The organism is Streptomyces capitiformicae (assembly GCF_002214185.1).
GTDB classification, from domain to species: Bacteria; Actinomycetota; Actinomycetes; order Streptomycetales; family Streptomycetaceae; genus Streptomyces; species Streptomyces capitiformicae.
In genome coordinates, this window is the sequence record NZ_CP022161.1 from 3,783,321 (window position 1) to 3,809,316 (window position 25,996).

Genomic DNA, 25,996 nt, shown 5'->3' on the forward strand with positions numbered 1-25,996 from the left:
AACCCTCGTACGGACGGATGACATCCATGTCCACGAAAACGCTCCCCGAGCGGGGCGACACCCACGAGCAGGGCACCGCAGGGTCGGAACGGAGTGCCGATCGCCGACACTCCGGGCTCCGGAGCACGGCACGCGGCAGGCAGGCCCGGGCCGCCTGGGTCCTCGCCGCCCCGTTCCTCGCGCTGTTCTTGGCCTTCATGCTGCTGCCGGTGGTGTGGTCGCTGCTGATGGGCCTGACCGACACCAAGAGCGCGGACCTGCGCACACCGCTGAACGTGTCGTTCGTCGGCTTCGACAACTACATACGCCTCTTTGAGGACCCGCAGTTCTTCACGGCTCTGCGCAACACGGCCGTGTTCGTCCTGGTGGCCCTGCCCCTGACCCTGGCCGCCGGGCTCGCGGCGGCGGTTGCCCTCGACCGGGGCATCCGCCGCTTCCGGGCCGTCTTCCGGGTCGGCTTCTACCTGCCGGTGATCACCAGCATCGTGGCCGTCGCCGTGGTGTGGAAGACGCTCCTGGAGCCTCGCGCGGGACTGGCGAACCTCGTCCTGGGCTGGTTCGGGATCGACGGTCCGGCCTGGCTGGCGGACACCCGCTTCGCCCTGCCCGTCATGATCGTGATGGCGGTGTGGCGCAACATCGGCACGGTCATGATCATCATGCTGGCGGGTCTGCAGTCCGTACCCCAGTCCCTGATGGAGGCGGCCGAACTCGACGGCGCCGGGCCCTGGCAGCGGTTCTGGCGGGTCACCTTCCCGCTCCTGCGGCCGGCCCTGCTGCTGACCGCTGTGACCACCGGCATCGGCTATCTGCAGTTCTTCGACGAGCCGTTCGTGATGACCGATGGCGGACCGCTGGACTCCACCCTGTCGGCGACGTTGTACGCCTACAAACAGTTCGGCAACGGCAACTACGAGATGGCGTCGGCCGCCGGCTACGTCATCTTCGTCCTCATCGTCGCGCTGACCGTGCTGCAGTTCCGCGTGCTGCGAGACAAGGACTGATGCCTCATGAGCACCCTCTCCACTCTCCGAACGCCACAACCGGGCACGAACCGCGCCCTGAGGCGCCGCCGCATCCGCCAGAACTGGGGCCGGCCCTGGCTGTACCTACCGCTCGCCGGCGCCCTGCTGCTGATGATCGCGCCGTTCCTGTGGATGCTGTCCGGGTCGTTCAAGCCCGAGGCCGACATCCGTAGGGTCCCGCCCGTCCTGATACCCACGGTGCCCACGACCGCCAACTACGGCGAGCTGTTCAGCACGCTCGACTTCACGAGCATGTTCGCCAACTCCGTGATCGTGGCCCTCGCTGTGACCGCGGGCAACCTGATCTTCTGCTCGATGCTCGGATACGCCCTGGCCAAGCTGGAGTTCCGCGGGCAGCGCGCCGTTTTCCTGTTGGTCATGGGGACGCTCATGATCCCCGGCCTGGTCACCTTCGTACCGCTGTACGTGCTGGTGGCCAACATGCGGCTGACCGGCTCCCTGCTCGGGCTGATCCTGCCGTTCCTGGCCACGCCCTTCGGGGTGTTCCTGATGCGGCAGTTCATCTCCACCCTGCCCGATGAACTGATCGACGCCGCCCGCGTCGACGGCTGCCGCGAACTGGCCATCTTCGCGAAGATCATCCTGCCGCTGACCAAGCCCGCCCTCGCCACCCTCGGGATCATCACCTTCCTCGGCTCCTGGAACAACTTCCTGTGGCCCTTGGTCGTGGCCCAGAACGAGAGCCAGTACACCCTCCCCGTCGGCCTCGCCCTGGCCAGCAGCGGACAGTCCTTCACCCGCTTCGGCATCCTCCTCGCCGGCGCCATGGTCGTCCTGCTGCCGGTGATGATCGTCTTCCTGCTCTTCCAGCGACAGTTCGTGGCGGGCATCGCCACTACCGGCCTGAAGTGACACCCCGGCTCCCGCCCCGCCGCCCCATGCCGTACCGGTCCCGCCCAGAGCGGCGGACGGACGGCACGCGAGCCCCGCCGCGCCGGGCGGCAAGGTTCGCGCGACGAAGCACTCACCGTCGCCCATCAACTCTCTGATCTGTGACGACTCATCTCTTGGAGAACACCGTGGGACAGCCGGTCCACTCTGCCGCGTACCTGGATCCGGAAGCGTCCGTGGAAGCGAGAACCGACGACTTGCTGTCCCGGATGACCCTGCCGGAGAAGGTCGGGCAGCTGCTGATGCTCGACGCACAACACGGGGACCTGGCGGACATCGTGTCGGCCAAGCTGGCCGGGGCAGTCCTGCATGTGTCTCCCGACCTCATGCCGCAGGCCATGGAACTGGCCCGGCGGACACGGCTCGGCATACCGCTGCTGACAGCCGACGACGGCATCCACGGCCACTCGTTCTGGCCGGGGGCGACCATCTTCCCGACCCAGCTGGCCATGGCCTGCACCTGGGACCCCTCCCTGCTCCACCGAGTCGCCCGAGCGGCCGCGACCGAAATCGCGGCGACCGGAATCCACGGGACGTTCTCCCCGGTGCTGTGCATCACCCGGGACCTGCGCTGGGGTCGGATCAACGAGACGTTCGGCGAGGACCCGTTCCTGATCGGTGAACTCGGGGCGGCCATGGTGCGCGGTTACCAGGGCGACGGCCTCAGCGACCCGACAGCCGTGCTGGCGTACGCCAAGCACTTCGCGGGCTACTCCGAAACCCTGGGCGGGCGCGACGCCAGCGAAGCCGATCTCAGCCCCCGCAAGCTGCGCTCGTGGTTCCTGCCCCCCTTCGAGCAGGCGGTACGGGCCGGCTGCCGCGGCTTCATGCTCGGCTACCAGTCCATCGACGGGGTGCCCATCACGGCGCATCAGTGGCTGATCAACGACGTGCTCAAGGGTGAGTGGGGCTTCACCGGGACGCTGGTGACCGACTGGGACAACGTCGGCCGGATGGTCTACGACCAGCGGACCTGCGCCGACTACGCCGAGGCGGCGGCAGTCGCCGTCAACTCCGGGAACGACCTCATCATGGCCACGCCGCAGTTCTTCGAGGGCGCCCAGGAGGCGGTCGCCCGCGGCCTGATCGAAGAGAAGCAGATCGATGACGCGGTACGGCGGGTTCTGCGGCTGAAGTTCGAGCTCGGGCTCTTCGAGGACCCCCGCGCCCCCGACCCCGAGCGGCAGGCGCAGGTGATCGGCTGCCGCGCACACGCCGACCTCAACCTGGAGACGGCCCGTCGCTCCCTGGTGTTGCTGCGCAACGACGGGGTCCTGCCCCTCGAAGGCGGGCTGACCTCGGACGGAATCGGCCGCGCCGCGAGCCGAGGCAAGCAGCGGACGATCGCGGTCATCGGCCCCAATGCCGACAGCCCGCAAGCCATGCTCGGCGACTGGGCGGGCGCCACCGGCCAGGTCCCGTGGATGCCCGACGGACATCCACGCGAGTCGGTGGAGACGGTGCTCGATGGCCTGCGCGCCGTCGCGCCGGCTGACTGGACCATCACGTACGCCCGCGGAGCCGACATCGAAAGCACCGCCTCCAACTCCGAGTGGTCCCTCGGGCCCGACGGCCAACCGCAGCCATCCGTTTTCACCCCCGCCCCGGTCGACCAGGCACAGCTTCGGGAGGCCACCGCCGCCGCGGAGGCCGCCGACTACGCCGTCGTGGTCGTGGGGGACACCATCGCCCTCACCGGCGAGGTGCGCTCCACGGCGACGCTCGACCTCCAGGGAGGCCAGATCGCGCTGCTGGACGCGGTCGCCGCCACCGGCACACCGATGATCGTCGTACTGGCCCAGTCCAAGCCGAGCACCCTCCCGGAGTCGGCACTGAACGCAGCAGCCCTCATCGAGGCGTTCAACCCGGGCATGCGCGGTGGCCGCGCCGTCGCCGAACTGCTTCTCGGACTCACCGAACCCAGCGGCCGGCTCCCGGTCTCCTTCGCACGGCACGTCGGACAGCAACCGGTCTTCTACAACCAGGTGCGAGGCCAGCACGGGAGCCGCTATGCGGATCTCACACAGGACCCCCTGTTCGCGTTCGGCGAGGGTCTCACCTACACCACGGTCACCTACTCCGACCTGGTCGTGCACGACCCGGAGGTCTCCGCCGACGGCACCGTCGACGCCACGGTGCGGCTCACCAACAGCGGCAGCCGCAGGGCCGTGGAAACGGTCCAGGCGTACGTCAGCGACCTGACCACCAGCGTCACCTGGGCCGAGCAGGAGCTGAAGGGCTTCACCCAGGTCGAAATACTTCCCGGCGAAAGCCTGGACGTCCGCATCAGCATCCCCGCCTCCCAGTGCTCACTCGTCACCGCGGACAACCGCCGCGTGGTCGAACCAGGCGAGTTCGCACTCCGCGTCGGCCCCAGCTCACGGCGGGAGCAGCAGCTGAGCGTGGAATTCCGCATCCGGACCTGAAGGCCGCGCACAGGCTTGAAGACCACCGCCCCGTCGGCCCGCCGCCCCGCCAACCAGAGGGCCGGCGGGGCGGTCCCCTGTCATACCGAAAGGCACGCGTGTGTCCACCCCACCCCGCGATCCGCACTTCCCCGTCGCGCACCTGCGCCCGCCCCGCAACTGGATCAACGACCCCAACGGGCTGGTCTTCCACGACGGCCACTACCACGTGTGCTACCAGTACAACCCGCACGGAGCGAACCACGCCAACATGCACTGGGGCCACTTCCGCAGCCCCGACCTGCTGACCTGGGAGCCGCTGCCGATCGCCCTGTCCCCGACCCCCGGTGGCCTGGACGCCGACGGCTGCTTCTCCGGTAACGCCATCTCCGACGGCGAACGGCTGGTCGCCTTCTACTCCGCGCACCGCGAGGACCGCTCGTTCCAGCACCAGCCGGTCACCCGCGCCGTCTCCCGAGGCAGCGGCCGGACGTTCAGCCCGAGTGGTGAATTGGTCATCCCCGAGCTGCCCGAGGGCTGCACCATGTACCGCGACCCGTACGTCTGGCAGGACGGCGAAGGCTGGCGGATGCTGGTCGGCGCCGCCCTCACGGACGGCCGCGCCGCCGCCCTCCTCTACGACTCGCCCGACCTGGAGAACTGGGCCTACCGGGGGCCCTTCGCCACCCGCCATCCGGAGCCCGTCGGTGGCACCGACCTGTTCACCGGGGAGGGCTGGGAATGCCCGCAATACCTCCCGGCAGCCGACGGACGCGGCGCCCTCCTCTTCAGCACCTGGACCGAACCCACCGGTCCGCAGAGCGTCGCGGCCCTGATCGGCGAAGAGCATGACGGTCACTTCAAGGCGGGCTCAGCGGTGCCCGTCGACCACGGCCCCGACTGCTACGCCCCCGCCCTGCTGCGGGCACCGGGCGACCGGTGGCTGCTGTGGGGCTGGTCGTGGGAAGCCCGCGACGAAGCCTGGGCCGTCGCGGACGGATGGGCTGGCGTCCTCACCCTGCCCCGCGAGATCCACGTCCACGACGACGGCACACTGCGCCAGCAGCCCGCCACCGAACTGCTCGCCCTGCGCGGCCGACACACCATCACCGCCACAGGCGCGACGAACGGCTCGCAGCCGGTGGACCTCGGCACCGTGGGCCGCGCCTTCGACCTGACGGCCCGTCTGGAGCCGACCGGAAACGCCGGCCTGCGGCTGCTCACCAGCCCGGACGGCTCCGAGTACCTCGACATCCGTCTCGACGTAGACGCGGGCGAACTCGTCGTCGACCGTGACCACGCCTCACTGGACAGCCGGGCCCGCGGCGGTTCCCACCGGATGCCCTGCCCGCCAGACCGGCCCGTCGACCTGCGCGTCGTCGTCGACCACTCCATCGCCGAAATCTTCCTGATCACCACCGGCCAGGTCCTCACCCTGCGCTTCTACCCCACAGGGCAGAGCCCGTGGCGACTTCAGGCCCGCACCGCCCCGGGCACGCGCCTCGGCTTTGCCGTCGACGCCTGGGAGATGCACCCGCTCGTGATCAAGGAGCCGAGCACCGGCACCGCAGAGCCGGCGCCGACGTCGCCGTAGAACCGACTCCAACCGGTCGATCCCCCACCTCGGCAATGTGTCCCACCCCCTCTCCCAAGTACTGAACAAGCAGGTCCGAAGGAGGATCTTCCATGAGGTCATACGGTCTCGGACGACGCCAGTTCCTGGCCACCGCCGTCGGTGTCGCCGCCGCCTGGACCCAGGCTTCCGGGAACGCCATCGCCGCCCCGCAGCTGAAGCAAGCCTCACGTGACAATTCCGTCCGTGTGTGGCTGACGGAAGTATCGGCCGACAAGTGGGTCGCCGACCAGGACGATGTGCTGTTCAAGGCGAAGAGAACGGCCAACCCGCTGACGATCAAGATCGACGACAGCGTCAAGTACCAGAAGGTCCAAGGCTTCGGCGCGGCCATGACCGACTCCTCCGCCTGGCTCATCGACAAGCTGTCCACCGCCGAGCGGACCAAGCTGATGAAGAAGCTGTTCGATCCCTCGAAGGGAATCGGCCTCAGCCTGCTCCGCTCTCCGATGGGCGCCACGGATTTCAACGCGTCCGGGAACTACTCCTACAACGACATGCCCGCAGGACAAACGGACCCCACGCTGTCCAACTTCTCCGTCCAGCATGACGTGCCGTACATCATTCCGGCCTTGCAGCAGGCCCTCTCACTCAACCCGTCCATGAAGATCATGGCCAACCCGTGGAGCCCACCAGGCTGGATGAAGACCTCCGACTCCATGATCGGAGGCACCCTCAAGAGCGAGTACACCTCCGCGCTGGCCAACTACTTCGTCAAGTTCATCCACGCCTATGGCGAAGCCGGCGTGCCCATCTCCTACATTTCCCCGCAGAACGAACCCATGGGTACTCCCACCTGGCCCGGAATGTTCCTGTCCGCGTACCAGGAAGCCGAGTTGATCCAGGAGATCGGCAAGGCGTTCGAAGCCAACGGAATCTCCACGAAGATCCTGGCTTGGGACCACAACTGGGACGTGCCCTCGTATCCGGAGACGATCTTCAGCGACCCCGCAGCCTCCAAGTACACCGCGGGAACCGGATGGCACATCTACAGCGGCAAACCGAACTACCAGACAGTGGTCCACAACGACTACCCGAGCAAGGAAACCTTCATCACAGAAGCCACCGGAGGCGTATGGCAGGACAGTAACCAGACGGCGTTCAGCGAAGCACTGGGAACGTGGATCATCAACGGAACGCGCAACTGGGCAAACGGGGTGATGCTGTGGAACATCGCACTCGACCCCGATCGGGGCCCGCTCAACAGCGACACGGCCGGCATACCCATGCTTCGGGGCTTGCTCACGATCGACCCGGCCGACGGACGGGTGACCTACAACGTGGACTACCACGCCCTCGCTCACGCCAGCAGGTTCGTCAAGCCCGGAGCACGCCGGATCTACTCGAACACCTTCGGCGAAGGAAGCATAGAGAACGTCGCGTTCCAGAACCCGGACGGATCGAAGGTCCTGATCGCCCACAACTCGGGCAGCGCCGCGAAAACCTTCAGCGTCGCGGATGGCACACACTCGTTCGACTACACCCTGAACGCCGGCGACGCCGTCACCTTCACGTACTCCGGGCCTGCGCAGAGCGGCCGCACCCCCGCAGCGACCAAGGTCTCGGACCCGACACACGACTTCACGTTCACGTCGGCATCCAGCCCGGTCACCGTCACGTACGATCCGGCACTGCTGCCCTACCAGAACGCCATCCGTACCGGAAACAAGCTGGTCACGTACTCCCTTCCGATCGGAGCTTCCGTCCGGACGACAGGAAGGGCGCTGAGCCGTAGAAAGTGGACCGCCACGGCTTCCGCGCAGCCGGACTGGGGGGTGGCCGCGAACGCGATCGACGGCGACATCGACACCAGGTGGAGTCTCGGGCACGGGCCGACGAGCGGCGACTGGTTCCAGATCGACCTGGGGAACCCCACGAGCTTCAATAAAATCGTCATCGACACCGGCGTGAACAATTCGTTCGACTACGTCACCAGGTACCAGATATACGTTTCGAACGACGGAGTCGATTGGGGCAGCGCGATTGCGAGCGGCAGTGGGGGCATCGGCAAGATAGCCGTCACGTTGCCGACCCGAACGGCACAGTACATTCGCGTCGTCAGTACCGCGGCATCCGGTTTCTGGTGGGCCATCGGCGACATAGAGGTGTACGGGTCTGCGCGTGGAACCGGCTCGATCACAGCTCCTGCAGCAGTATCGAACGGCCTCCAGCTGAAGACCTGGACCAGCAAGGAAGGGTCGCAGGTCACCGTCGTATTCAACGGGACTGCCGACAGCAAGAGTTTCAAGATATCCACCGACGGCTCGTACACGTATACGCTGCCTAGCGGCACCTCCGCGATGTTCACCACCAAGAAGCTGTCGAGCTTCCCATCGCCGACCTTCAGTGATCTGAAGCCGGGCCAAGGCATGCCGCGCTCCAAGTTCACGATCCGCGGTTCTGGTTTCGGTGATGCACAGGGGCTGGGTACGGTGTATTTCGGATCGAGCTATGCCGAAATAGACACCTGGTTGGACACGAGCATCAGCGCCTACGTTCCGAAGGGGCTTCCAGCGGGGAAGGTCACGGTTTCCGTGAAGGGGGCCGGCGGAGCAGAGGCAGGCGGATCATCGTTCGACGTCATAGATCTTGGTCCTGCGCTGCCGCGGACAGGCTGGACCGCAAAGGCTTCGGACGCAAGCCAGTGGGATGCGCCCGGAAACATGCTCGACGGTAATTCCGACACTCGCTACAGCTCCGGAACCGGGCAGTACGACGGCCTCTGGATCCAAGTGGACATGGGGCAGACACAGACCTTCGACAAGATCGTGCTGGATGTCGGCGGCAGTGTCAGCGACTATGCGCGAAGCGCAGACGTATACGTATCCACGGATGGAACCGACTGGACCAAGGTCACGTCCGTAGCGGACGGCCAACGAGTCCACCTGATCTCCTTCCCCACGCAGACAGCTCGCTACATCAAAATCGTCAATACCGGCAACGTTGCGCGTAGCTGGTGGTCAGTCGCAGAGTTCAACGTCTACAACTGACCTCGGGCTTTGAGGGCCGGAGTGGCACGCCTCACCAAGGCGTGCCACTCCGGCCGTAGGCTGACGTTCGTGACGTGGGAAGCCGGCACCGGGGCTCGTGCGGGAGTCACCGGCCCCTTCGCCGTCAGTCCTCGCGCTCCACTTGGCTCGCCTCAGCCACACGGTGAAGGTGCCGAAGCTTCCCGTGATGGTGTCGGCAAGAGCGCCGCCGAGCACGACCAGCTTCACCTTGGCATCTCACCGGCGACGAGCAGCCGCCCCTCCGCCCACGTCTATCCGTCATCTCCGCCTCCGCCGCACCGTCCCTGCACCGAAGCCTGGACAGCTCACGTCATGCCGAGAAGAGCGCGAGTCGGCCATGGCCGATTCAGCTCGCGGGGCCCGGCGCTACGAGATCGAGCAGTAACGCCGGGGCCTTCTTCGGCGCAGGCTGTGCCCGAAGTGGAAACGGCGGCGAGTGGCCCACCCTGGAGCAGCAGATGGCGACCTGAGTGGCACACCGAGCCATCCAGGCGCGAGTTACACCGCTATTGGCCATAGGTGCTCGCATGAAGCGACTCGCCCTGGGCTCCTCGTGTGCCTGATATATCGTCAGCTGAGTCAGTATCTGATCAGCATCAGTCCCTGCACGTTCTGAGACGGATGTCTGAACAGGTGCCTTGGCGACGGCGTCGCAGCAGCCTGGTTCGCAAAGAGCTGCAGGCAGGAACCTTCTCGCCAGAGTGAAGCGATGTTCCTCACAATCTTCGAGTCCAACGCGTGCCGGTGTACAGTGAAGACAGCCCTTGACCTGCAGAAAGCAGGCAGGGAGCCGTCTTCCAGGAGTCCCAAGTGCTGCGTACTCTGTTCAAGTCCAAGATCCATCGCGCCACCGTCACCCAGGCCGACCTGCACTACGTCGGGTCCGTGACCATCGACGCCGATCTGCTCGAGGCAGCCGATCTGCTGCCCGGCGAGCTCGTGCACATCGTCGACATCACCAACGGGGCCCGCCTGGAGACGTATGTCATCGAGGGTGAGCGTGGCTCGGGGGTCATCGGCATCAACGGTGCGGCGGCCCATCTCGTCCACCCCGGAGACCTGGTGATCATCATCAGTTACGCCCAGGTCTCCGACGCCGAGGCCCGCGCTCTGAAGCCCAGGGTCGTGCACGTGGACCGCGACAACCGGATCGTTTCCCTGGGCGCGGACCCGTCCGAGCCGGTACCGGGCTCGGACCAGCGACGCAGCCCACAGGCCGTCACGGCCTGACCCAAACGGGTGAGTGCCCGTGCGTGCCACGGGTACCCGTGGGACAAGTCCATGGCCGACGTATCCACTGGCTGGAGGACACCATGACCCACCCAGACCCGGACCCCGTGAAGCCCGGCCCCACCCCCGGTCCGGGCCCCGGACGCCCGGAACCCTTCCCACCTCCACCTCCCAACCCTGTCCCAGAGCCGGACCCCATCCCCAAGCCCCCGGGCCCTGACCCGGTCCCGGGAGAACCAGAGCCAAAGCCGCTCTCCTGACAGAACGGCGGATCGGACACACACAGCGGCCCGGCGTGAACATCTCCACGCCGGGCCGCTGTGTGTGTCCGATCAGAGGCGCGAGGGCTGCATCACTGTGCGGCTCCGCCGCATGGGCGCGACCAGCCACGACAAACCCGCAGCCGCCAACGATCCGCAGTCCCTCTCTCTTGGGCGCCGGTCTTCCGACCCCCTACGCACCAACCTCCGACCGGTCCTGCCCCCACAACGTGTGGAACGACCCCTCCCGGTCAACCCTCCGATACGTGTGCGCCCCGAAGAAGTCCCGCTGCCCCTGCGTAAGCGCCGCGGGCAACCGCTCCGCACGCAACGCGTCGTAGTACGCCAGCGCCGCCGCGAAGCCGGGCGTCGGCACCCCCTGCCGCGTCGCGGCGACCAGCACCTCGCGCCAGTCGTCCTGCGCCGCGGCGATCTCCTGCGCGAACGTGTCGTCGGAGAGCAGGCTCGGCAGATCCGGCCGTGCGTCGTAGGCGGCCCGGATCCGGTCGAGGAAGGCGGCCCGGATGATGCACCCGCCCCGCCAGATCGAGGCGACCTTGCCGAGGTCGATGTCCCAGTCGTACTCGGCACGGGCCGCGTCGATCTCGTGGAAGCCCTGCGTGTACGACACGATCTTGGAGGCGTACAGCGCCTGCTCGACCCGGTCGGCGAAGGCCTCGGCCTCGGCCGCGCTCAGCGGCGTCGCCTTCGGACCGGCCAGCGACCGCGAGGCGTCCCGCAGCGAGGCGTGGCCGGACAGCGAGCGGGCGAACACGGCCTCGGCGATACCGGAGACCGGGACACCGAGGTCCAGCGCGATCTGCACGGTCCAGCGACCCGTGCCCTTCTGCTCCGCCTGGTCGACGACCACGTCCACGAACGGCTTCCCGGTCGCCGCGTCCACATGCGCCAGCACCTCGGCCGTGATCTCGATCAGGTAGGAGTCGAGACGGCCGGTGTTCCAGGTACGGAAGATCTCCGCGATCTGCGCGGGGGAGTACCCGGCCACATCGCGCAGCAACTGGTACGCCTCGCCGATCAGCTGCATGTCGGCGTACTCGATGCCGTTGTGGACCATCTTCACGAAGTGCCCGGCGCCGTCGGGACCGACGTGCGTGACGCACGGCGCCCCGTCGGCGGCCTTCGCCGAGATCTTCTCCAGCATCGGGCCGAGGGACTCGTACGACTCGGCCGGACCGCCCGGCATGATGCTGGGCCCGTTGAGCGCGCCCTCCTCGCCGCCGGAGATGCCCGCGCCGACGAAGTGGATGCCCTTCTCGCGCAGCGCGGCCTCACGGCGGCGAGTGTCGGCGAAGTGCGCGTTGCCGCCGTCGATGATCATGTCGCCGGGCTCCAGGAGCGGCGCGAACTCCTCGATCACCGCGTCCGTCGGACCGCCCGCCTTCACCATGACGACCAGCCGCCGGGGCCGCTCCAGCGCCTGCACGAACTCCTTGGCGGTCTCGGCCGCGATGAAGTCGCCCTCGTGCCCGTGCTCCTGCATCAGCGCGTGGGTCTTCGCGGGGGTGCGATTGTGCACGGCGACCGTATAGCCGTTGCGCGCGAAGTTGCGGGCGAGGTTGCTCCCCATGACCGCGAGGCCCGTGACGCCGATCTGGGCTGAAGTGCTCATTCGCTTGGCTCCTATGGATCCTGGAATCAGTGGTGCCGGTTGATCCGGATAAACCTGGTAAAGCGGTGGTGCCGGTAGGTCCCGATATCGGTAACGCCGTCAACGCTCCGCCAGTATTGCCCCTCCGGTCATCCTGACGTGCGGCGGCCCCGATCGCACTGCGCGGCCTGCCGGGCTTGAGTACGCAGGAAGGGCCCCACCTGCCTCAATGGGGCGCGCAACCGCGTCATTTGTGCGCCGTCCCCGGTCACTCGCGCGCCGGACGAGGGCACTTACGCGCCGGATCAGGTCGCTTACCCGCCACTCGTGTGGTTAGAGCGGCTGATTTTTCGTCTTGTCATGGCCGGTTCGCGGCGCTTACTTTTGCGGCCCATGGCATATGCGAGGGGGGCTTCTCGATGGCCGTACGCGGTCGGCACCGCCGGTACCAGCCGAACAGGATCAACCGCGCCTCACTCACGGTCACGGCCGGCGGCGCGGGGATGGCACTCCCGCTGATGGCCACCGGCACCGCGGAGGCCGCGGACGTCGACACCTGGGACAAGGTCGCGGCCTGCGAGTCCACCAACGACTGGAACATCAACACCGGCAACGGCTACTACGGCGGCCTCCAGTTCAGCCAGTCCACCTGGGAGGCATTCGGCGGCACGGCCTACGCGCCCCGCGCCGACCTCGCCACCAAGGACGAGCAGATCGCCATCGCCGAGAAGGTCCTCGACGGCCAGGGCCCCGGCGCCTGGCCCACCTGCTCGGTCCGCGCCGGCCTCACCAAGGGCGGCGGTTCGACACGCACGATCGAGGACGTGAAACCGCAGACCACGCCCCAGTCGCAGGCGGGCAGGACCGAGATGTACACGGTGGTCCGGGGTGACACCCTCTCCGAGATCGCCGACTCCCGCGAAGTGAAGGGCGGTTGGCGCGGGCTCTACGAGGCCAACCGCAGGACCATCGGCGCCGACCCGGACCTGATAGTTCCGGGACAGCGGCTGAGCCTCCGCCCGACGGCCCCCGGCACGGACAGGTCCGACGAGCGGAAAGAACAGCGGCAAGAACAGAAGAAGGATCAACAGAAGAAGGATCAACAGAAGAAGGATCAACAGAAGAAGCAGAAGAAGGACCAGAAGCAGGAGCAGAAGAAAGACCAGAAACAGGACCAGAAGCAGGAACAGAAGCAGGAGCGGCAGGACCAGCGGGCCGACCGGCAGCAGCAGTCCGGTTCCTTCGTCGCCCCCGTGAGCGCCTCCCTCGGCACGCCCTACCGTGCCTCCGGTTCCTCCTGGTCGAAGGGCTACCACACGGGTGTCGACTTCCCCGCGCCGACCGGCAGCGCCGTGAAGTCCGTCGCGGCGGGCGAGGTCGTCACCTCCGGCTGGGGCGGCTCCTTCGGCTACCAGGTGGTGATCCGGCACTCCGACGGCCGCTATACGCAGTACGCCCATCTGTCGGCGATCTCGGTGAAGGCCGGCCAGAACGTGGGCGCGGGCCAGCGCATCGGCCGGTCCGGGAACACGGGCAACAGCACGGGCCCGCATCTGCACTTCGAGGTGCGGACGGGGCCCGGCTTCGGCAGCGACATCGATCCGATCGCCTATCTGAGGGCGGGAGGGGTACGGATCTGACGCGCCGCGGGAGGCCCGGAACGAAAACCGGGCCTCCGGCTCAGGATCTGACGCGGTCGTGACGCCGGTCGAGATGCTGGTCGAGATGCCGGTCGAGATGCCGGTCGAGAAGCGACCTCGGTACGTACAGCTCGCCGTAGGACGGCCGCGGCAGCGCCTGTCCCGGCGGGCCCTCATCCCTGTACGAGCCCCGTAGGAAGGGGGCCGGTACGACCGCGGGCTTGTCGACGTCGAGGTCAAGGTCGATCGCGTCGTCGTCGGCCGTGGCAGCCGCGGGCTGCTGCGGAAGTGCCGCGAGCAGCTCCTCGAGGGCGAGGGACGCCCGGTCGCGGCCCGTGATGTCGCCGACCGTGACATCGCCGTCGACCCGCCCGTCCCGTACCTCGGCGTCGAGCCGCTCGGTGGTCAGCAGGATCAGACCGCCCGCCGCGACGATCCCGCAGCCCAGCGCGAGTACGGTGCCGGTCGTGCCGTAGCGGAACGTCTCGCCGAACATCGTGATGCCGACCGCGGCCGCCACGACCGGGTTCACCACGGTCAGCGTGGCGAGCGGGGCCGCGAGGCCGCCGTCCCGGTAGGAGGCCTGGGACAGCAGCAGACCGGCCGTGGCGAAGACAGCTATGACCGCGAGGGTCGCCAGGTCGGAGAGGGCGATGCCGTCGGTCCAGTCGACGGCGACCGTCTTCGTGAACACCGAGGACATGCCGAACGCGACACCGGAAGCGACCGCCAGCAGGATGCTCCGTATCGCCGGGTGCCGGTGCGCCGCGCGGGCCGCCGTCATCAGCGCCGCCACCGCGCCACCGCTGACCACGGCCACCACAACCCGCTGGGCCGTGCCGAGGGACTGCACATCGGCCGAGCCGACGAGGGCGAGCAGACCCGCGAGACCCACCGTCGCCATGATCGCGCCCCGCCAGGCCCTCGCCCCGGCCCTGCGGCCCACGAAGAGCGCCGCCATGGGCAGGGCGAAGACGATGGTCAGCGCGCCCAGCGGCTGCACCAGGCTCAGCGGGCCCAAGGCCAGGGCCACCACGTGCAGCAACCCGCCGAGGCCGTTCAGTCCGACCGCGGCCCACCAGCCCGGCCGGCGCAGCGGCGCGTAGCTCTGACGGGGGGAGGACACCGCGACCCGCTCCTGCACGATCGCGCCGCCCGCGTACGCGACGGCGGACACGAACGACAGCAGCACGGACAACGCGAGGGCGCTCATGAGCGGCTCCTCTGCGAGGCGCGGACCCCCTGGGTCCGGCGTGGTGAACGATCGGCTTCCATGGTGAACACAATGCCGCGCGGAAGTGTTCCCGTCGTCGTACCTGAGCACTCATTGAGTCCTACTGCCGATGGAGTACGACGGGCCTCGCGCTGGTACCCAAGGTGGGCGGCACGGAGTGCGCTCCTCCCACAGCAACGACCCGTGGCTCCTGGTACTACTCGACCTCGTGGAACACGACCCCGGACTCACCGGCCTCACGACCCTCGGCGGCTTCTTCGTCCTACGCACGGGAGAACCGCCGAACGGTCCGCTCCCCACCCTCGCGGAGGCCTACGCGGCACGGGATGCCGATGTGGAAGACGAGAGGAGGGAGGTTTACGCGAATCCCATAATTTTCCGTGTCCGGGACGTCGCCCGGCGTGTGCGTGTCCCCGAGCCGCGCGTCGCCGCCTCCATCGCCCACCTCGGCTTCGCCGCCCGCCTCTGGTCCATCGCCCTCGGCGCCGTCGCGCTGTACGACCGCGTACCCGATCTCGATCCCCGCCTGCTGCGCTGGGACGCGGCCGCGAGCGCCCCCGACGAACTGTGGCTGACCGAGGTACGGAGCCTGCCCGCCGACCGGATCGGCGAGGTCGTACGGGACGGCCATCTCGTCCCCCTCGCGGCGGCCCTGCGCGCTCAACTGCCCGTTTCCGCCCGCCTGCTGTGGGGGAACGCGGCCTCCGCGCTCATGGGCGCCGTAGGCCGACTCGACCGATGGGGGCACACCAACGGCCGTACGGAGGTGGGGAGTCGGGCCCGCGCCCTCGCCGCCGAGCTGCTCGCCCACCCCGACCTCTCCGGCACGCTCGACCCGGTCACGTACCGCCGCCGCAGCTGCTGCCTCTACTACCGGATACCCGGCGGCGGCCTGTGCGGCGACTGCTGTTTCGACCGCCCACCCGGTCGCACCTGACCATCGGTCAACATCGCCGCGGGGCCATCGCGGTCTTCCCCAACTGCCCCATGTGGGTGACCATGAGGGAACCAGCCACTGAGCAAGGGGGTTCCGGGTGCGAGTCGGCCTGCTGACCCGGGAGTATCCGCCGGACGTCTACGGTGGCGCGGGCGTCCATGTCGAGTTCCTCGCCCACGAGTTGAGGTCCCTCGTCGAGCTGGACGTGCACTGCTGGGGCGAGGGCGCCGCGGGCGGCGTCGTACGCCACCGGCCCTGGTCCGCGCTCGACAGCGCCAACGACGCGCTGCGCACCTTCTCCGTGGACCTCTCCATCGCCGCCGGACTCGAAGGCCGCGAACTCGTCCACTCGCACACCTGGTACGCCAATCTCGCCGGCCACTTCGGCAAGCTGCTGCACGGCATCCCACATGTGATGACCGCCCACTCGCTGGAGCCGCTGCGCCCCTGGAAGGCCGAGCAGCTGGGCGGCGGATACGCCCTGTCCAGCTGGGCCGAGCGCACCGCCATCGAGTCCGCCGACGCGGTGATCGCCGTCTCCGGCGCCATGCGCGACGACATCCTCGGCTGCTACCCGGCCCTGGACCCGGACAAGGTCCGCGTCGTGCACAACGGCATCGACACCTCCCTCTACAAGCCGGACCACGGCACGGACGTCCTCGACCGGATCGGCCTCGACGCCGGCCGCCCGTACGTCCTGTTCGTCGGCCGCATCACCCGCCAGAAGGGTGTGCCCCACCTGCTGCGGGCCGTGCGGGACATCGACCCGGCCGTGCAGGTCGTGCTGTGCGCGGGCGCGCCGGACACCCCGGAGATCGACCGGGAGTTCCGCGATCTCTTCGAGGAGCTGAGCCGCGTACGCGAGGGCCTGTACTGGATCCCGCAGATGCTGCCGCGCCCGGACGTCATCCAACTCCTCACGCACGCCGCCGTGTTCGTCTGCCCGTCGGTGTACGAACCGCTGGGCATCGTCAACCTGGAGGCCATGGCCTGCGGTACGGCCGTGGTGGCCTCGCGGGTCGGCGGGATCCCGGAGGTCGTGGACGACGGCGTGACGGGGCTCCTCGTGTCGACGGAGGACGACTTCGAAGCTCAGCTGGCCCGTGCCCTCGACTCGGTGCTCGCCGACCCCGCCACCGCCGCCCGCATGGGCGAGGCCGGACGGGAGCGCGCGGTGCGGGAGTTCGGCTGGGACGCGGTGGCCCGGCGCACGGTCCAGCTGTACGAGGAAGTCCTCAAACAGGGGTAGGCACAGCGGTAAAGGACAGGGCACGGCTCGACCGGGCTCAGAGGGGCGGCGGCATGCGGCGCGGTGGACCTTCGGTGCTGGGAATCGTACTGGCGGGAGGTGAGGGCAAGCGGCTGATGCCCTTGACCGCCGACCGCGCGAAACCGGCGGTGACCTTCGGCGGAACGTATCGCCTGGTCGATTTCGTACTCTCCAACCTCGTCAACGCGGACATCCTGCGCATCTGCGTGCTCACGCAGTACAAGTCGCACTCACTGGACCGGCACATCACCACGACCTGGCGGATGTCGAGCCTGCTCGGCAACTACGTCACCCCCGTCCCGGCCCAGCAGCGGCTCGGCCCGCGCTGGTACCTGGGCAGCGCGGACGCGCTCCTTCAGTCCCTGAACCTGGTCCACGACGAGCAGCCCGACTATGTGGCGGTCTTCGGCGCCGACCACGTCTACCGCATGGACCCCCGCCAGATGCTGGCCCAGCACATCGAGGGCGGCGCGGGCGTGACGGTCGCCGGGATACGGGTGCCGCGCACGGAGTCCTCCTCCTTCGGCGTCATCACCCCCGGCTCCGACGGCCGGGTCGTCGAGCGCTTCCTGGAGAAGCCGGCCGACCCGCCGGGCCTCGTCGACGACCCCGAGTCCGTGTACGCCTCCATGGGCAACTACATCTTCACCACCAAGGCCCTGGTCGAGGCGTTGCAGCGGGACGCCGAGGACGAGGACTCCGTGCACGACATGGGCGGCTCGATCCTGCCCCAGCTCACCGACCGGGGCGAGGCCCAGCTGTACGACTTCAGTGCCAACCACGTGCCCGGCGACACCACCCGCGACCGGGGCTACTGGCGTGACGTCGGCACCCTCGACGCGTACTACGACGCCCACATGGACCTCATCGCCGAGCGCCCCGCCTTCAATCTCTTCAACCGCAGCTGGCCCATCTACACCAGCTCCGGCCAGCTCTCCCCGGCCCGCTTCAACGCGGGGGGCATGGCCAGCGAGTCGATCATCAGCGCGGGCTGTCTGATACGCGGACAGGTGACGAGGTCCGTCCTCTCCCCGGGGGTGGTCGTCGACCCCGGTGCGGTCGTCCAGGGCTCGGTTCTCCACGACAACGTCCACATCGGCCGGGGCGCGGTCGTGCGCGGCGCCGTCCTCGACAAGAACGTCCAGGTGCCCCCGGGCGCCACCATCGGCGTCAACCCGGAGCGTGACGCCGAGCTGTACACGGTCTCCAAGGGCGGCGTGATCGCCTTGGGCAAGGGCCAGCGGGTCCAGTAGCCGACTCGGCCCGGTCGCCCGCCCGGCAATCACCCGGACTGGTCCTTCAGAGTGTCAGAGTGACCGTGTCGACCACAGATGCCCCACGAGTCCCGCCTTTTCCCCAAGGCGGGACTTAATCTGTTGTTAACTGTGCGTAGCTTGATCGTACTTGACCGTAATCGGGCAACGGCGATTGACTGCTGACTCACCCCATCGTCGACGCGAGGCAAGCCATTGACTTCTGACCTGCTCGCACCACTCGACCTGGCGTTCTGGAACATCGAGTCCGCCGACCACCCGATGCACCTGGCCGCCCTCGGCGTCTTCACGGCGAACTCGCCCACCGCGGGCGCCCACGCCGCGGACCTGCTCGCCGCCAGGGCCGCCGCGGTGCCCGGACTGCGGATGCGGATCCGGGACGTGTGGTTCCCGGACGTACGGCTGCCGCTGGCCTTCGGCGGCGCTACCCGCGAGCCGGTCGCCGACTTCGAGCCCTTCCACCACGTACGGCTGCACGCGCCGACCGCCGACTTCCACGCGGTGGCCGGACGGCTGATGGAACGCCCCCTGGAGCGCGGCCGGCCGCCGTGGGAGGCACACGTCCTGCCGGGGGAGGACGGCACCTCCTTCGCCGTGCTGTTCAAGTTCCACCACGCCCTGGCCGACGGGCTCCGGGCGCTGACGCTCGCCGCCGCCGTCATGGACCCCATGGACATGCCCGCGCCCCGGCCGCGCCCGGTCGAGCCGCCGCGTGGCCTCCTCGGCGACGTGCGCAAGCTGCCCGACCTCCTCCGGGGCAGGCTCTCCGACCTCGGACGCGCCCTCGACATCGGCGCCGCCGTCGCCCGTACGACGCTCGACGCGACCCTGGGTGCCCGGTCCTCCGCCGCGCTCACCTCCGAGCCGAGCGGCACCCGCCGTACCGTCGGTGTGGCCTTGGACCTCGACGAGGTGCACCGGATCCGCAAGACCGTCGGCGGCACCGTCAACGACGTGCTCATCGCCGTCGTCGCCGGCGCGCTGCGGCGCTGGCTCGACGAGCGCGGGGACGGCAGCGACGGGGTCGCGCCCCGGGCCCTCATCCCCGTCTCCAAGCGCCGTCCCCGCACCGCCCACCCCCAGGGCAACCGGCTCTCCGGCTATCTGATGAAACTCCCCGTCGACGACCCCGACCCGCTGGGCCGCCTGCGCACGGTCCGTACGGCGATGGACCGCAACAAGGACGCCGGACCCAACCGCGGGGCCGGCGCGGTGGCCCTCCTGGCGGACCACGTCCCGCCCCTCGGCCACCGCCTGGGCGGCCCCCTCGTCAGCCAGGCCGCCCGCCTCTGGTTCGACATCCTCGTCACCAGCGTCCCCCTCCCCAGCCTCGGCCTCCAGCTCGGCGGCTGCCCGCTCACCGAGGTCTACCCCCTCGCTCCGCTCGCGTACGGCCAGTCCCTCGCCGTAGCCGTCTCGACGTATCGCGGCCGCGTCCACTACGGCCTGGTCGCCGACGCGGAAGCCGTCCCGGACCTCGAGCTCCTGGGCAAGGCCGTAACCCGGGAGGTGGAGGACCTCGTAGCGGCCTGCGTTCCCTGACGTGGCTTGTCGCGCAGTTCCCCGCACCCCTTCAGGGGCACGGGGAACTGCGCGAGCAACCACCCCGGGGGCGCAGCCCCCGGGGACGGGACGGGTAGGGGCGGCGGGGGCGGAACCCGGTTTTTGGTGCCCAGGCGCGCCGCTCCGTAGAATTCCGCGTTCGAACAGCACACGCGGCACCCGCGCCGCAGGCGACCCCGAGGAACGGCAGCACGATGACGGTGACAGAAGACGGGCAGGCGACCCCCGCCGCGGCCGAGGCGTCGTACGGCCCGGGCATCGACCCCGACCGACTCGCCGTCTGCCTCAGCGTGCTCGAGGAACTCGACAAGCTGGATGTCGACCACCCCGACGCGATCACGGTACGCCGCGCCACGGCCGGCATCTACCGCACCGTGAAGCAGCGCCGCCGCCAGGAACGCCGCGCCGCCAAGACCGCGAACGACAAGGCGGTCACCGAGGCCACCGCCACCGGCTCCGCCCAGCGCATCGACGACGAGACCGAGGGCATCCTGCCGTCGTCCGTGACCGAGGCCGGCCGGATCGCGGGGATACTCCAGCGCCCCCGTTCCTGCTACGTCTGCAAGACCCGCTACGTCGAGGTCGACTACTTCTACCACCAGCTCTGCCAGAACTGCGCCGCAGAGAACCGCGCCCGCCGCGACGCCCGCGCCGACCTCACCGGCAAGCGAGCCCTGCTCACCGGCGGCCGCGCCAAGATCGGCATGTACATCGCGCTGCGGCTGCTCCGTGACGGCGCGCACACCACGATCACCACGCGGTTCCCGAAGGACGCCATCCGCCGCTTCAAGGCCATGGACGACTCGGCGGACTGGATCCACCGCCTGGAGGTCGTCGGCATCGACCTGCGCGACCCGGCCCAGGCCGTGGCCCTCGCCGACCAGATGACCGAGCAGGGCCCGCTCGACATCCTGATCAACAACGCGACCCAGACCGTGCGCCGTCTGCCCTCCGCGTACGCCGCGCTCGTCGAGGGCGAGAGCGCCCCGCTGCCGGCCGGTGAACTGCCCGCCCACCACGTCATCGGCGCCTTCGGTTCCGGCGCCGTGGACGGCCTCGCCGCGCTCCCCCTCGGCAGCAGCGGACTCGACGCGCAGAAGGTCGCTGACCTCGCCCTGGTCGCGGGCAACGCCAGTGTCGCCAAGCACCTCGACGGCACCGCCATCGACGCGGGCGGACTGGTCCCCGACGTCGTGGACAGCAACACCTGGGTGCAGTCCATCGAGCAGATTTCCCCGGTGGAACTGCTGGAGACCCAGCTGTGCAACTACACGGCGCCGTTCATCCTGATCAGCAAGCTGCGTTCGACGATGGCCGACGCCGCGCGCAAGGCGCCCAGCAAGCGCGCGTACGTCGTCAACGTCTCGGCGATGGAAGGGGTGTTCAGCCGCGGCTACAAGGGCGCGGGCCACCCGAACACCAACGCCGCGAAGGCCGCCATGAACATGGTCACGCGGACCAGCGCCCAGGAGATGTTCGACACCGACGGCATCCTGATGACCTCGGTCGACACCGGCTGGATCACCGACGAGCGCCCGCACTACGACAAGCTGCGCCTGGCCGAGGCCGGCTTCCACGCCCCGCTCGACCTCGTCGACGGCGCGGCCCGCGTCTACGACCCCATCGTCCGCGGTGAACAGGGCGAGGACCTCTACGGCGTCTTCCTGAAGGACTACGCGCCCGGCAAGTGGTGAAGGCAGGCCGGGCCCGGGGTTTTCAGAACGCGCCCTACGCCCGCACCCGGCCCGCCCGCCCGGCCCGCTCCGCCACCAGCTCCAGTACCGTGCGCCAGTCCTCCAGGACCCCGGCGTCGAGCCCGGGGGACCGGCCTGCCTCGTCCGCCTGCCGTAGCGTCAGCACGTCCTCGACGAGTGCGGCGTCGACCCAGCCGCCCGCGTGCCGCCGCACGAGGTCGTCCGGGCCGAGCACGGACAGCCGGACGAGGCGGGCGACCCGCTCGCCCAGCAGCGGCTGTACCGCGTCGGCGGCGAGGTCCGCGTGCCCGCTGTCGTCGCCCGGCCGCAGCAGCTGCCCGATGGCGTGCACCAGGCCGGCCACCTGGAGCTCCTTGTCGGCGGGTCGCCCCCGGCGCAGCAGCGCGGCGGTCTGCAGCGCGTGCTCGTGCGGATCGACCGAGGCGCCCGAAGGGCGGTCCGGAGCGCCCAGACGGCCGTCCGAGCCCTCCGGGCCGCCCCGGCAGGCGTGCAGCAGATCCATCAGCTCCTCGACGCTACGCAGCTCCATGCGTCGGTCCTCCCGAGTCCGCCCACGAGAAATGCCGTTGCGGTACATCACCAGATCATGGTCGGCTTGCGCTTCGGCCAACAGGACTTGAACTACGTGCCGAGGGCAGCGATCCGATGGTTCGCAGGCCCGGTGTGCAGTTCGAGCACTGCGCCGAACGGGTGGTGGAAAACGTAACGAAATGGGCGAAATGTCATGCGGCTGGGCCTGAGGGGAGCGGAAAGACTCTAGTCACTTGCCTCTTGTTTTGAGCCCCATCGAGCGGGCACCCGCTCATTTGGTTACTCTGTACCGGACGGACAGCTTTACATGGGTCCCACCCACACCCACGGTCCGTACCGGGACAAGCCGGTCACCACGGCCTGCTCCGCCCAAAGCAATACGGCGCCACCGCGTCCGAACTGACATCGACTCAGACCCGAGCGGACGTCAGGCGCACAGCGGCAGGCTGGGGCCGACGTCCCGAGGGTGACCGACACATAAGGAGTGCGCGGTGACACCGGAGAAGACGAATCGCGATCAGCGCCCCAAGGAACGCACGGAGCGCGGCGGCCGGTCGGAGAAGGAACTCGGCAGTCTGGACGTGTGGGCCAGGTCCGCACCCATCCGCCTGGCGGGCTACGAGGACGACCTCGCCGAGCCCCACATCCTGCCCAGCGTGGACTGACGGGATTCCCGGTCGTAACCCGTCGTGATCGTCGTCTGTATGGGCGTGCCGGACTCACGCCCGTACGGATCGGGGAAGCCACCACCGAGGACTGGCCCCGCTAATTGATGGGTGCCGTCCGCTGCCACGGACGCAGAATCTCCAACTGGCCTGCCAGCCCCAGCAGTTCCAGCTCGGCACCCGGGGGGCCGACCATCTGTACCGCGCAGGGCGCGCCCGATGGGAGTGTGCCGAACGGGATCGAGAGTGCCGGCCAGCCCGTCAGGTTCCATGGCGGGGTCAGAGGTGAGTAGTTGGTGTTGACCAGCAGGTTGCGCAGCCATCCCCGCTCGTGCCAGTCCGCGGCCGCGGGCCCGCGCCGGGCGAGCGCGGGGGTGAGCAGCACCTCGTGCTCGGCGAAGAACGGTTCCATGCGGCGGCGCAACTGCTCCCTGCGCTCTCCCTTGCGGACCCCCTCCACGAAGCGGCGCCCCACGGCCGCGTGCACCCGGGTACGCCGGGTGAGCAGCCGGGGGTCGAGCCCCTCGGCGTCCACCGCGGTGCCCGCCGTCCAGTGCGCCAGCGACGTCGTGCCCAGCCAGACGGGGTACGGCGGATCGGCAGGCCGGACCTGATGCCCGGCTCCGGCCAGCAGGCCGGCCGCCCGGCGGGCGGCATCGGCGTACGGGCGGGAGACGGTCACGCCGACCAGGGGGCTGCGCACGGAGAGGGCGATGCGGCGGGGGGACGGGGGGCCGGAAGGCCGGGTGATCTCCGTTCCCGCCAGCACCTGGAACATCAGCCGGGCATCCTCGACGGTCGTCGCGAGCGGCCCGTTCTCCGACATGCCGAACCAGTCGCCGTGCCCGATGCCGGCCGGGACGACGCCGAAGCCGGGCTTGAGGCCCACCAGACCGCAGTTGGCGGCCGGAATACGCAGCGAGCCCATCCCGTCGTTGCCGAGCGCGATCGGCGCCAGCCCGGCGGCCACCGCGGCCGCGCTGCCCCCCGATGAACCGCCGGTCGTGCGCGAGGGGTCCCACGGGTTGCGGGCGGTGCCGTGCACCCCGTCCGTGGTGCCGAAGACACACAGCTCCGGTACGTTCGTGAGGCCCACGACCACCGCGCCCGCCGCCCGCAGCCGGGCCACCGTGACGTGATCGTCCTCGGCCGGGGTGCCGGGCGTCGCGGCTGACCCGTTCCGGGTGGCCTCACCGCGTACGGCGAGGTTGTCCTTGACCGCCACCGGCACGCCCGCCAGGGGTAGTTCGGCCAGGTCGGATCGGGCGCCCACCTCGTCGGCCTCGGACAGGGCCGCCTCGGCCCGCACCTTGCGGAACGCCCCGACCCGCCCGTCCAGCGCCTCGATCCGCGCGAGATGCTCCGCCACCACCGCACGCGGCGTGACCCGCTTCTCCTGTACGGCCGCGGCGATCTCGGCGGCGGTCCGGCCGACCCAGCTGGTCACGGGCGCTCCCTGTCGATGTCGTGCGCGTCGGTCCGGACGCGACGGAGGGTGTACCCGCAGGTAACGGTCGAGTACAGAGGAGCACTGTGCCCTGTGCGACGGCACCGCGTCGAGAGGCCGCAGTGCAGAAAAGCTGCCCTTGAGGACAGCCGCCCGGTGTCTACGACCGCCGCGCGGGCACCGTGGCCAAACGGCTCGGCGGCATGAACTCCCGAACGTACGTCCGCTCCCAGCACGCACCCGTCTCCCGCAACTCCCGCCAGGTCGTGTAGCGGTAGCGGAAGAGACGGGCGCGGACGAACCGGGGCGGGGCGTCGGCCGGGAAGGGCGAGCGGTGCAGCAGCCGGAGCGTGTCGGGGTCGTTCTCCAGGAGGCGCTCCACCAGGGCCCCGAACCAGGGCGCGGCGTAGGCGGGGGACAGCCCCGCGAACCACATCAGCCAGTCCAGCCGGAGATGGTACGGAGCGAACTGGCGCGGCCAGCGCCGTGGATCACCCGGCTTGCCCTTGAACTCGTACTCCAGCCAGTGCGAGTCCTCGCGCGGCACGTCGTCCGCCGTTCCCTCGACCACCACCTCGTACCGCACGCGGCTGACACTGCCGAACGCCCCGTAGGTGTTGACCAGGTGCAGCGGGTCGAAGGAGCGGTTCATCACCTGGCGGCGGGAGATCATGTTGCGGACCGGGTGGTAGCTGAGCCAGAGGACCAGCGCGGCGACCGCGAGCACCACGACCTCGTACCAGCGGGGCGCGTCGGACACGTCCGGTGCGCCGGTCCCGAAGTCGACCGCGGACAGGGCCACCACGATCGTGATCCAGTTCAGCCAGGAGAAGTTGCCCGACAGCACCAGCCACAGCTGGGTCAGGATCATCAGCGAGGCGGCGGCCGTCGCGATCGGCTGCGGGGTGAACAGCAGGACCGGGACGACGAGTTGGGTCACATGGTTGGCGGCCACCTCGACCCGGTGGAACGGCCTCGGGAGATGGTGGAAGAACCAGCTCAGCGGCCCCGGCATCGGCTGGGTCTCGTGGTGGTAGTAGAGGCAGGTCAGCTTCCGCCAGCACGCGTCGCCGCGCATCTTGATCAGTCCCGCGCCGAACTCCACCCGGAACAGCACCCAGCGCAGCAGGAACAGCACCATGATGGGCGGCGCCACCTCGTCGTTGCCCAGGAAGACGGCCAGGAAGCCGATCTCCAGGAGCAGGGACTCCCAGCCGAACGAGTACCAGGTCTGGCCGACGTTCACGATCGACAGGTACATCACCCACGGCACCAGCCACAGCAGCATGCCGGCCCACAGCGGAAGCCGCGAGTCCAGCCCGGCCACCAGTGCCAACGACACCGCGCAGCCCGTCCAGGCCCACGCCGCGAAGAAGCGGTCCGAGTAGTGGAAGTGGAACACGCTCGGCGCGTGCCGGAACGGGACCCGCCCGACGAAGCGGGGGATCGGCAGCATGCCGCGCTCCCCGAGCAGCGCCCGGAACTGCAGGGCGGCCCCCAGAAAGGCGACCAGGTAGATCACGGCCAAGGCCCGCTGGAAGAGCAGTCGGCTCAGCCAGTAGTCGGGTGCGGTGAACCACTCCATGGCTCTCGCGCTCCTGGAAAATGCGAGCCGGTAGGGGCTGTCCTCAC

General features: G+C 69.2%; 18 protein-coding genes. 13 read left to right on the top strand and 5 right to left on the bottom strand.

Features of this window, described 5'->3' with window-relative positions; translation table 11 throughout:
* Positions 1–17 precede the first annotated feature (17 nt).
* The 6 genes from CES90_RS16840 to panD all read left to right on the top strand — a co-directional run bounded on the left by CES90_RS16840 (position 18) and on the right by panD (position 10,216).
* Positions 18–1,004 (top strand): carbohydrate ABC transporter permease, encoded by a 987-nt coding sequence (locus CES90_RS16840; protein ID WP_189784447.1) that lies wholly within the window; start codon positions 18–20, stop codon positions 1,002–1,004.
* Between the two features lie 6 nt (positions 1,005–1,010).
* Positions 1,011–1,898: a carbohydrate ABC transporter permease gene (locus tag CES90_RS16845; RefSeq protein WP_189784446.1), complete on the top strand. Its 888-nt coding sequence runs from the start codon at positions 1,011–1,013 to the stop codon at positions 1,896–1,898.
* 167 nt (positions 1,899–2,065) lie between these two features.
* Positions 2,066–4,363 carry a glycoside hydrolase family 3 N-terminal domain-containing protein gene (locus CES90_RS16850; RefSeq protein ID WP_189784459.1) on the top strand — a complete coding sequence of 766 codons (2,298 nt, stop codon included), beginning with the start codon at positions 2,066–2,068 and terminating at the stop codon, positions 4,361–4,363.
* 100 nt (positions 4,364–4,463) lie between these two features.
* Positions 4,464–5,936, top strand: a complete 1,473-nt coding sequence (locus tag CES90_RS16855) for a glycoside hydrolase family 32 protein (RefSeq protein WP_189784445.1) — start codon at positions 4,464–4,466, stop codon at positions 5,934–5,936.
* Positions 5,937–6,028: 92 nt separating this feature from the next.
* Positions 6,029–8,965 carry a discoidin domain-containing protein gene (locus CES90_RS16860; protein ID WP_189784444.1) on the top strand — a complete coding sequence of 979 codons (2,937 nt, stop codon included), beginning with the start codon at positions 6,029–6,031 and terminating at the stop codon, positions 8,963–8,965.
* A gap of 831 nt (positions 8,966–9,796) precedes the next feature.
* On the top strand, positions 9,797–10,216 hold the full coding sequence (gene panD, locus CES90_RS16865; protein WP_189784443.1) for an aspartate 1-decarboxylase: 420 nt from the start codon (positions 9,797–9,799) through the stop codon (positions 10,214–10,216).
* A 453-nt stretch (positions 10,217–10,669) separates the two neighbouring features.
* Here panD and gndA read toward each other — a convergent pair whose 3' ends face one another.
* On the bottom strand, positions 10,670–12,109 hold the full coding sequence (gene gndA / locus CES90_RS16870; RefSeq protein WP_189784442.1) for an NADP-dependent phosphogluconate dehydrogenase: 1,440 nt from the start codon (positions 12,107–12,109) through the stop codon (positions 10,670–10,672).
* A 398-nt stretch (positions 12,110–12,507) separates the two neighbouring features.
* Between gndA and CES90_RS16875 the strand changes: the two genes are divergently transcribed.
* Positions 12,508–13,728: a transglycosylase family protein gene (locus CES90_RS16875; protein WP_189784441.1), complete on the top strand. Its 1,221-nt coding sequence runs from the start codon at positions 12,508–12,510 to the stop codon at positions 13,726–13,728.
* Between the two features lie 40 nt (positions 13,729–13,768).
* Here the strand turns inward: CES90_RS16875 and CES90_RS16880 are convergent, their stop codons facing one another.
* Entirely contained in the window at positions 13,769–14,941 is a 1,173-nt protein-coding gene (locus tag CES90_RS16880; RefSeq protein ID WP_189784440.1) for a DMT family transporter, read from the bottom strand.
* Positions 14,942–15,170: 229 nt separating this feature from the next.
* On the opposite strand from CES90_RS16880, the gene CES90_RS16885 reads away from it, so the two are divergent.
* The 5 genes from CES90_RS16885 to CES90_RS16905 all read left to right on the top strand — a co-directional run bounded on the left by CES90_RS16885 (position 15,171) and on the right by CES90_RS16905 (position 21,700).
* Complete coding sequence (locus tag CES90_RS16885; protein ID WP_189784458.1) at positions 15,171–15,899, top strand: (2Fe-2S)-binding protein; 729 nt, start codon at positions 15,171–15,173, stop codon at positions 15,897–15,899.
* 97 nt (positions 15,900–15,996) lie between these two features.
* Entirely contained in the window at positions 15,997–17,148 is a 1,152-nt protein-coding gene (gene glgA, locus CES90_RS16890; protein WP_189784439.1) for a glycogen synthase, read from the top strand.
* A 53-nt stretch (positions 17,149–17,201) separates the two neighbouring features.
* Positions 17,202–18,422, top strand: coding sequence for a glucose-1-phosphate adenylyltransferase (glgC, locus tag CES90_RS16895; RefSeq protein ID WP_189784438.1), 1,221 nt, complete (start codon positions 17,202–17,204; stop codon positions 18,420–18,422).
* 216 nt (positions 18,423–18,638) lie between these two features.
* On the top strand, positions 18,639–19,985 hold the full coding sequence (locus tag CES90_RS16900) for a wax ester/triacylglycerol synthase family O-acyltransferase (RefSeq protein WP_189784437.1): 1,347 nt from the start codon (positions 18,639–18,641) through the stop codon (positions 19,983–19,985).
* 215 nt (positions 19,986–20,200) lie between these two features.
* Positions 20,201–21,700: an SDR family NAD(P)-dependent oxidoreductase gene (locus tag CES90_RS16905; protein ID WP_189784436.1), complete on the top strand. Its 1,500-nt coding sequence runs from the start codon at positions 20,201–20,203 to the stop codon at positions 21,698–21,700.
* Positions 21,701–21,734: 34 nt separating this feature from the next.
* On the opposite strand, the gene CES90_RS16910 is transcribed toward CES90_RS16905, so the two are convergent.
* Complete coding sequence (locus tag CES90_RS16910; RefSeq protein ID WP_189784435.1) at positions 21,735–22,250, bottom strand: hypothetical protein; 516 nt, start codon at positions 22,248–22,250, stop codon at positions 21,735–21,737.
* Positions 22,251–22,743: 493 nt separating this feature from the next.
* On the opposite strand from CES90_RS16910, the gene CES90_RS16915 reads away from it, so the two are divergent.
* Complete coding sequence (locus CES90_RS16915; protein ID WP_172638842.1) at positions 22,744–22,917, top strand: hypothetical protein; 174 nt, start codon at positions 22,744–22,746, stop codon at positions 22,915–22,917.
* Between the two features lie 100 nt (positions 22,918–23,017).
* Here CES90_RS16915 and CES90_RS16920 read toward each other — a convergent pair whose 3' ends face one another.
* Both CES90_RS16920 and CES90_RS16925 read right to left on the bottom strand, forming a co-directional pair.
* A complete protein-coding gene (locus CES90_RS16920; protein WP_189784434.1) occupies positions 23,018–24,364 on the bottom strand; it encodes an amidase in 1,347 nt (448 codons plus the stop codon).
* Positions 24,365–24,524: 160 nt separating this feature from the next.
* Positions 24,525–25,949, bottom strand: coding sequence for a lipase maturation factor family protein (locus tag CES90_RS16925; protein WP_189784433.1), 1,425 nt, complete (start codon positions 25,947–25,949; stop codon positions 24,525–24,527).
* Positions 25,950–25,996: the final 47 nt, after the last annotated feature.

Excerpts from the sequence above, each read along its gene's own strand:
- CES90_RS16840 (WP_189784447.1), top strand. The coding sequence starts at position 18 with ATGACATCCATGTCCACGAAAACGCTCCCCGAGCGGGGCGACACCCAC.
- CES90_RS16845 (WP_189784446.1), top strand. The coding sequence starts at position 1,011 with ATGAGCACCCTCTCCACTCTCCGAACGCCACAACCGGGCACGAACCGC.
- CES90_RS16860 (WP_189784444.1), top strand. The coding sequence starts at position 6,029 with ATGAGGTCATACGGTCTCGGACGACGCCAGTTCCTGGCCACCGCCGTC.
- gndA (WP_189784442.1), bottom strand. The coding sequence starts at position 12,109 with ATGAGCACTTCAGCCCAGATCGGCGTCACGGGCCTCGCGGTCATGGGG.
- CES90_RS16875 (WP_189784441.1), top strand. The coding sequence starts at position 12,508 with ATGGCCGTACGCGGTCGGCACCGCCGGTACCAGCCGAACAGGATCAAC.
- CES90_RS16880 (WP_189784440.1), bottom strand. The coding sequence starts at position 14,941 with ATGAGCGCCCTCGCGTTGTCCGTGCTGCTGTCGTTCGTGTCCGCCGTC.
- glgC (WP_189784438.1), top strand. The coding sequence starts at position 17,202 with ATGCGGCGCGGTGGACCTTCGGTGCTGGGAATCGTACTGGCGGGAGGT.
- CES90_RS16905 (WP_189784436.1), top strand. The coding sequence starts at position 20,201 with ATGACGGTGACAGAAGACGGGCAGGCGACCCCCGCCGCGGCCGAGGCG.
- CES90_RS16910 (WP_189784435.1), bottom strand. The coding sequence starts at position 22,250 with ATGGAGCTGCGTAGCGTCGAGGAGCTGATGGATCTGCTGCACGCCTGC.
- CES90_RS16925 (WP_189784433.1), bottom strand. The coding sequence starts at position 25,949 with ATGGAGTGGTTCACCGCACCCGACTACTGGCTGAGCCGACTGCTCTTC.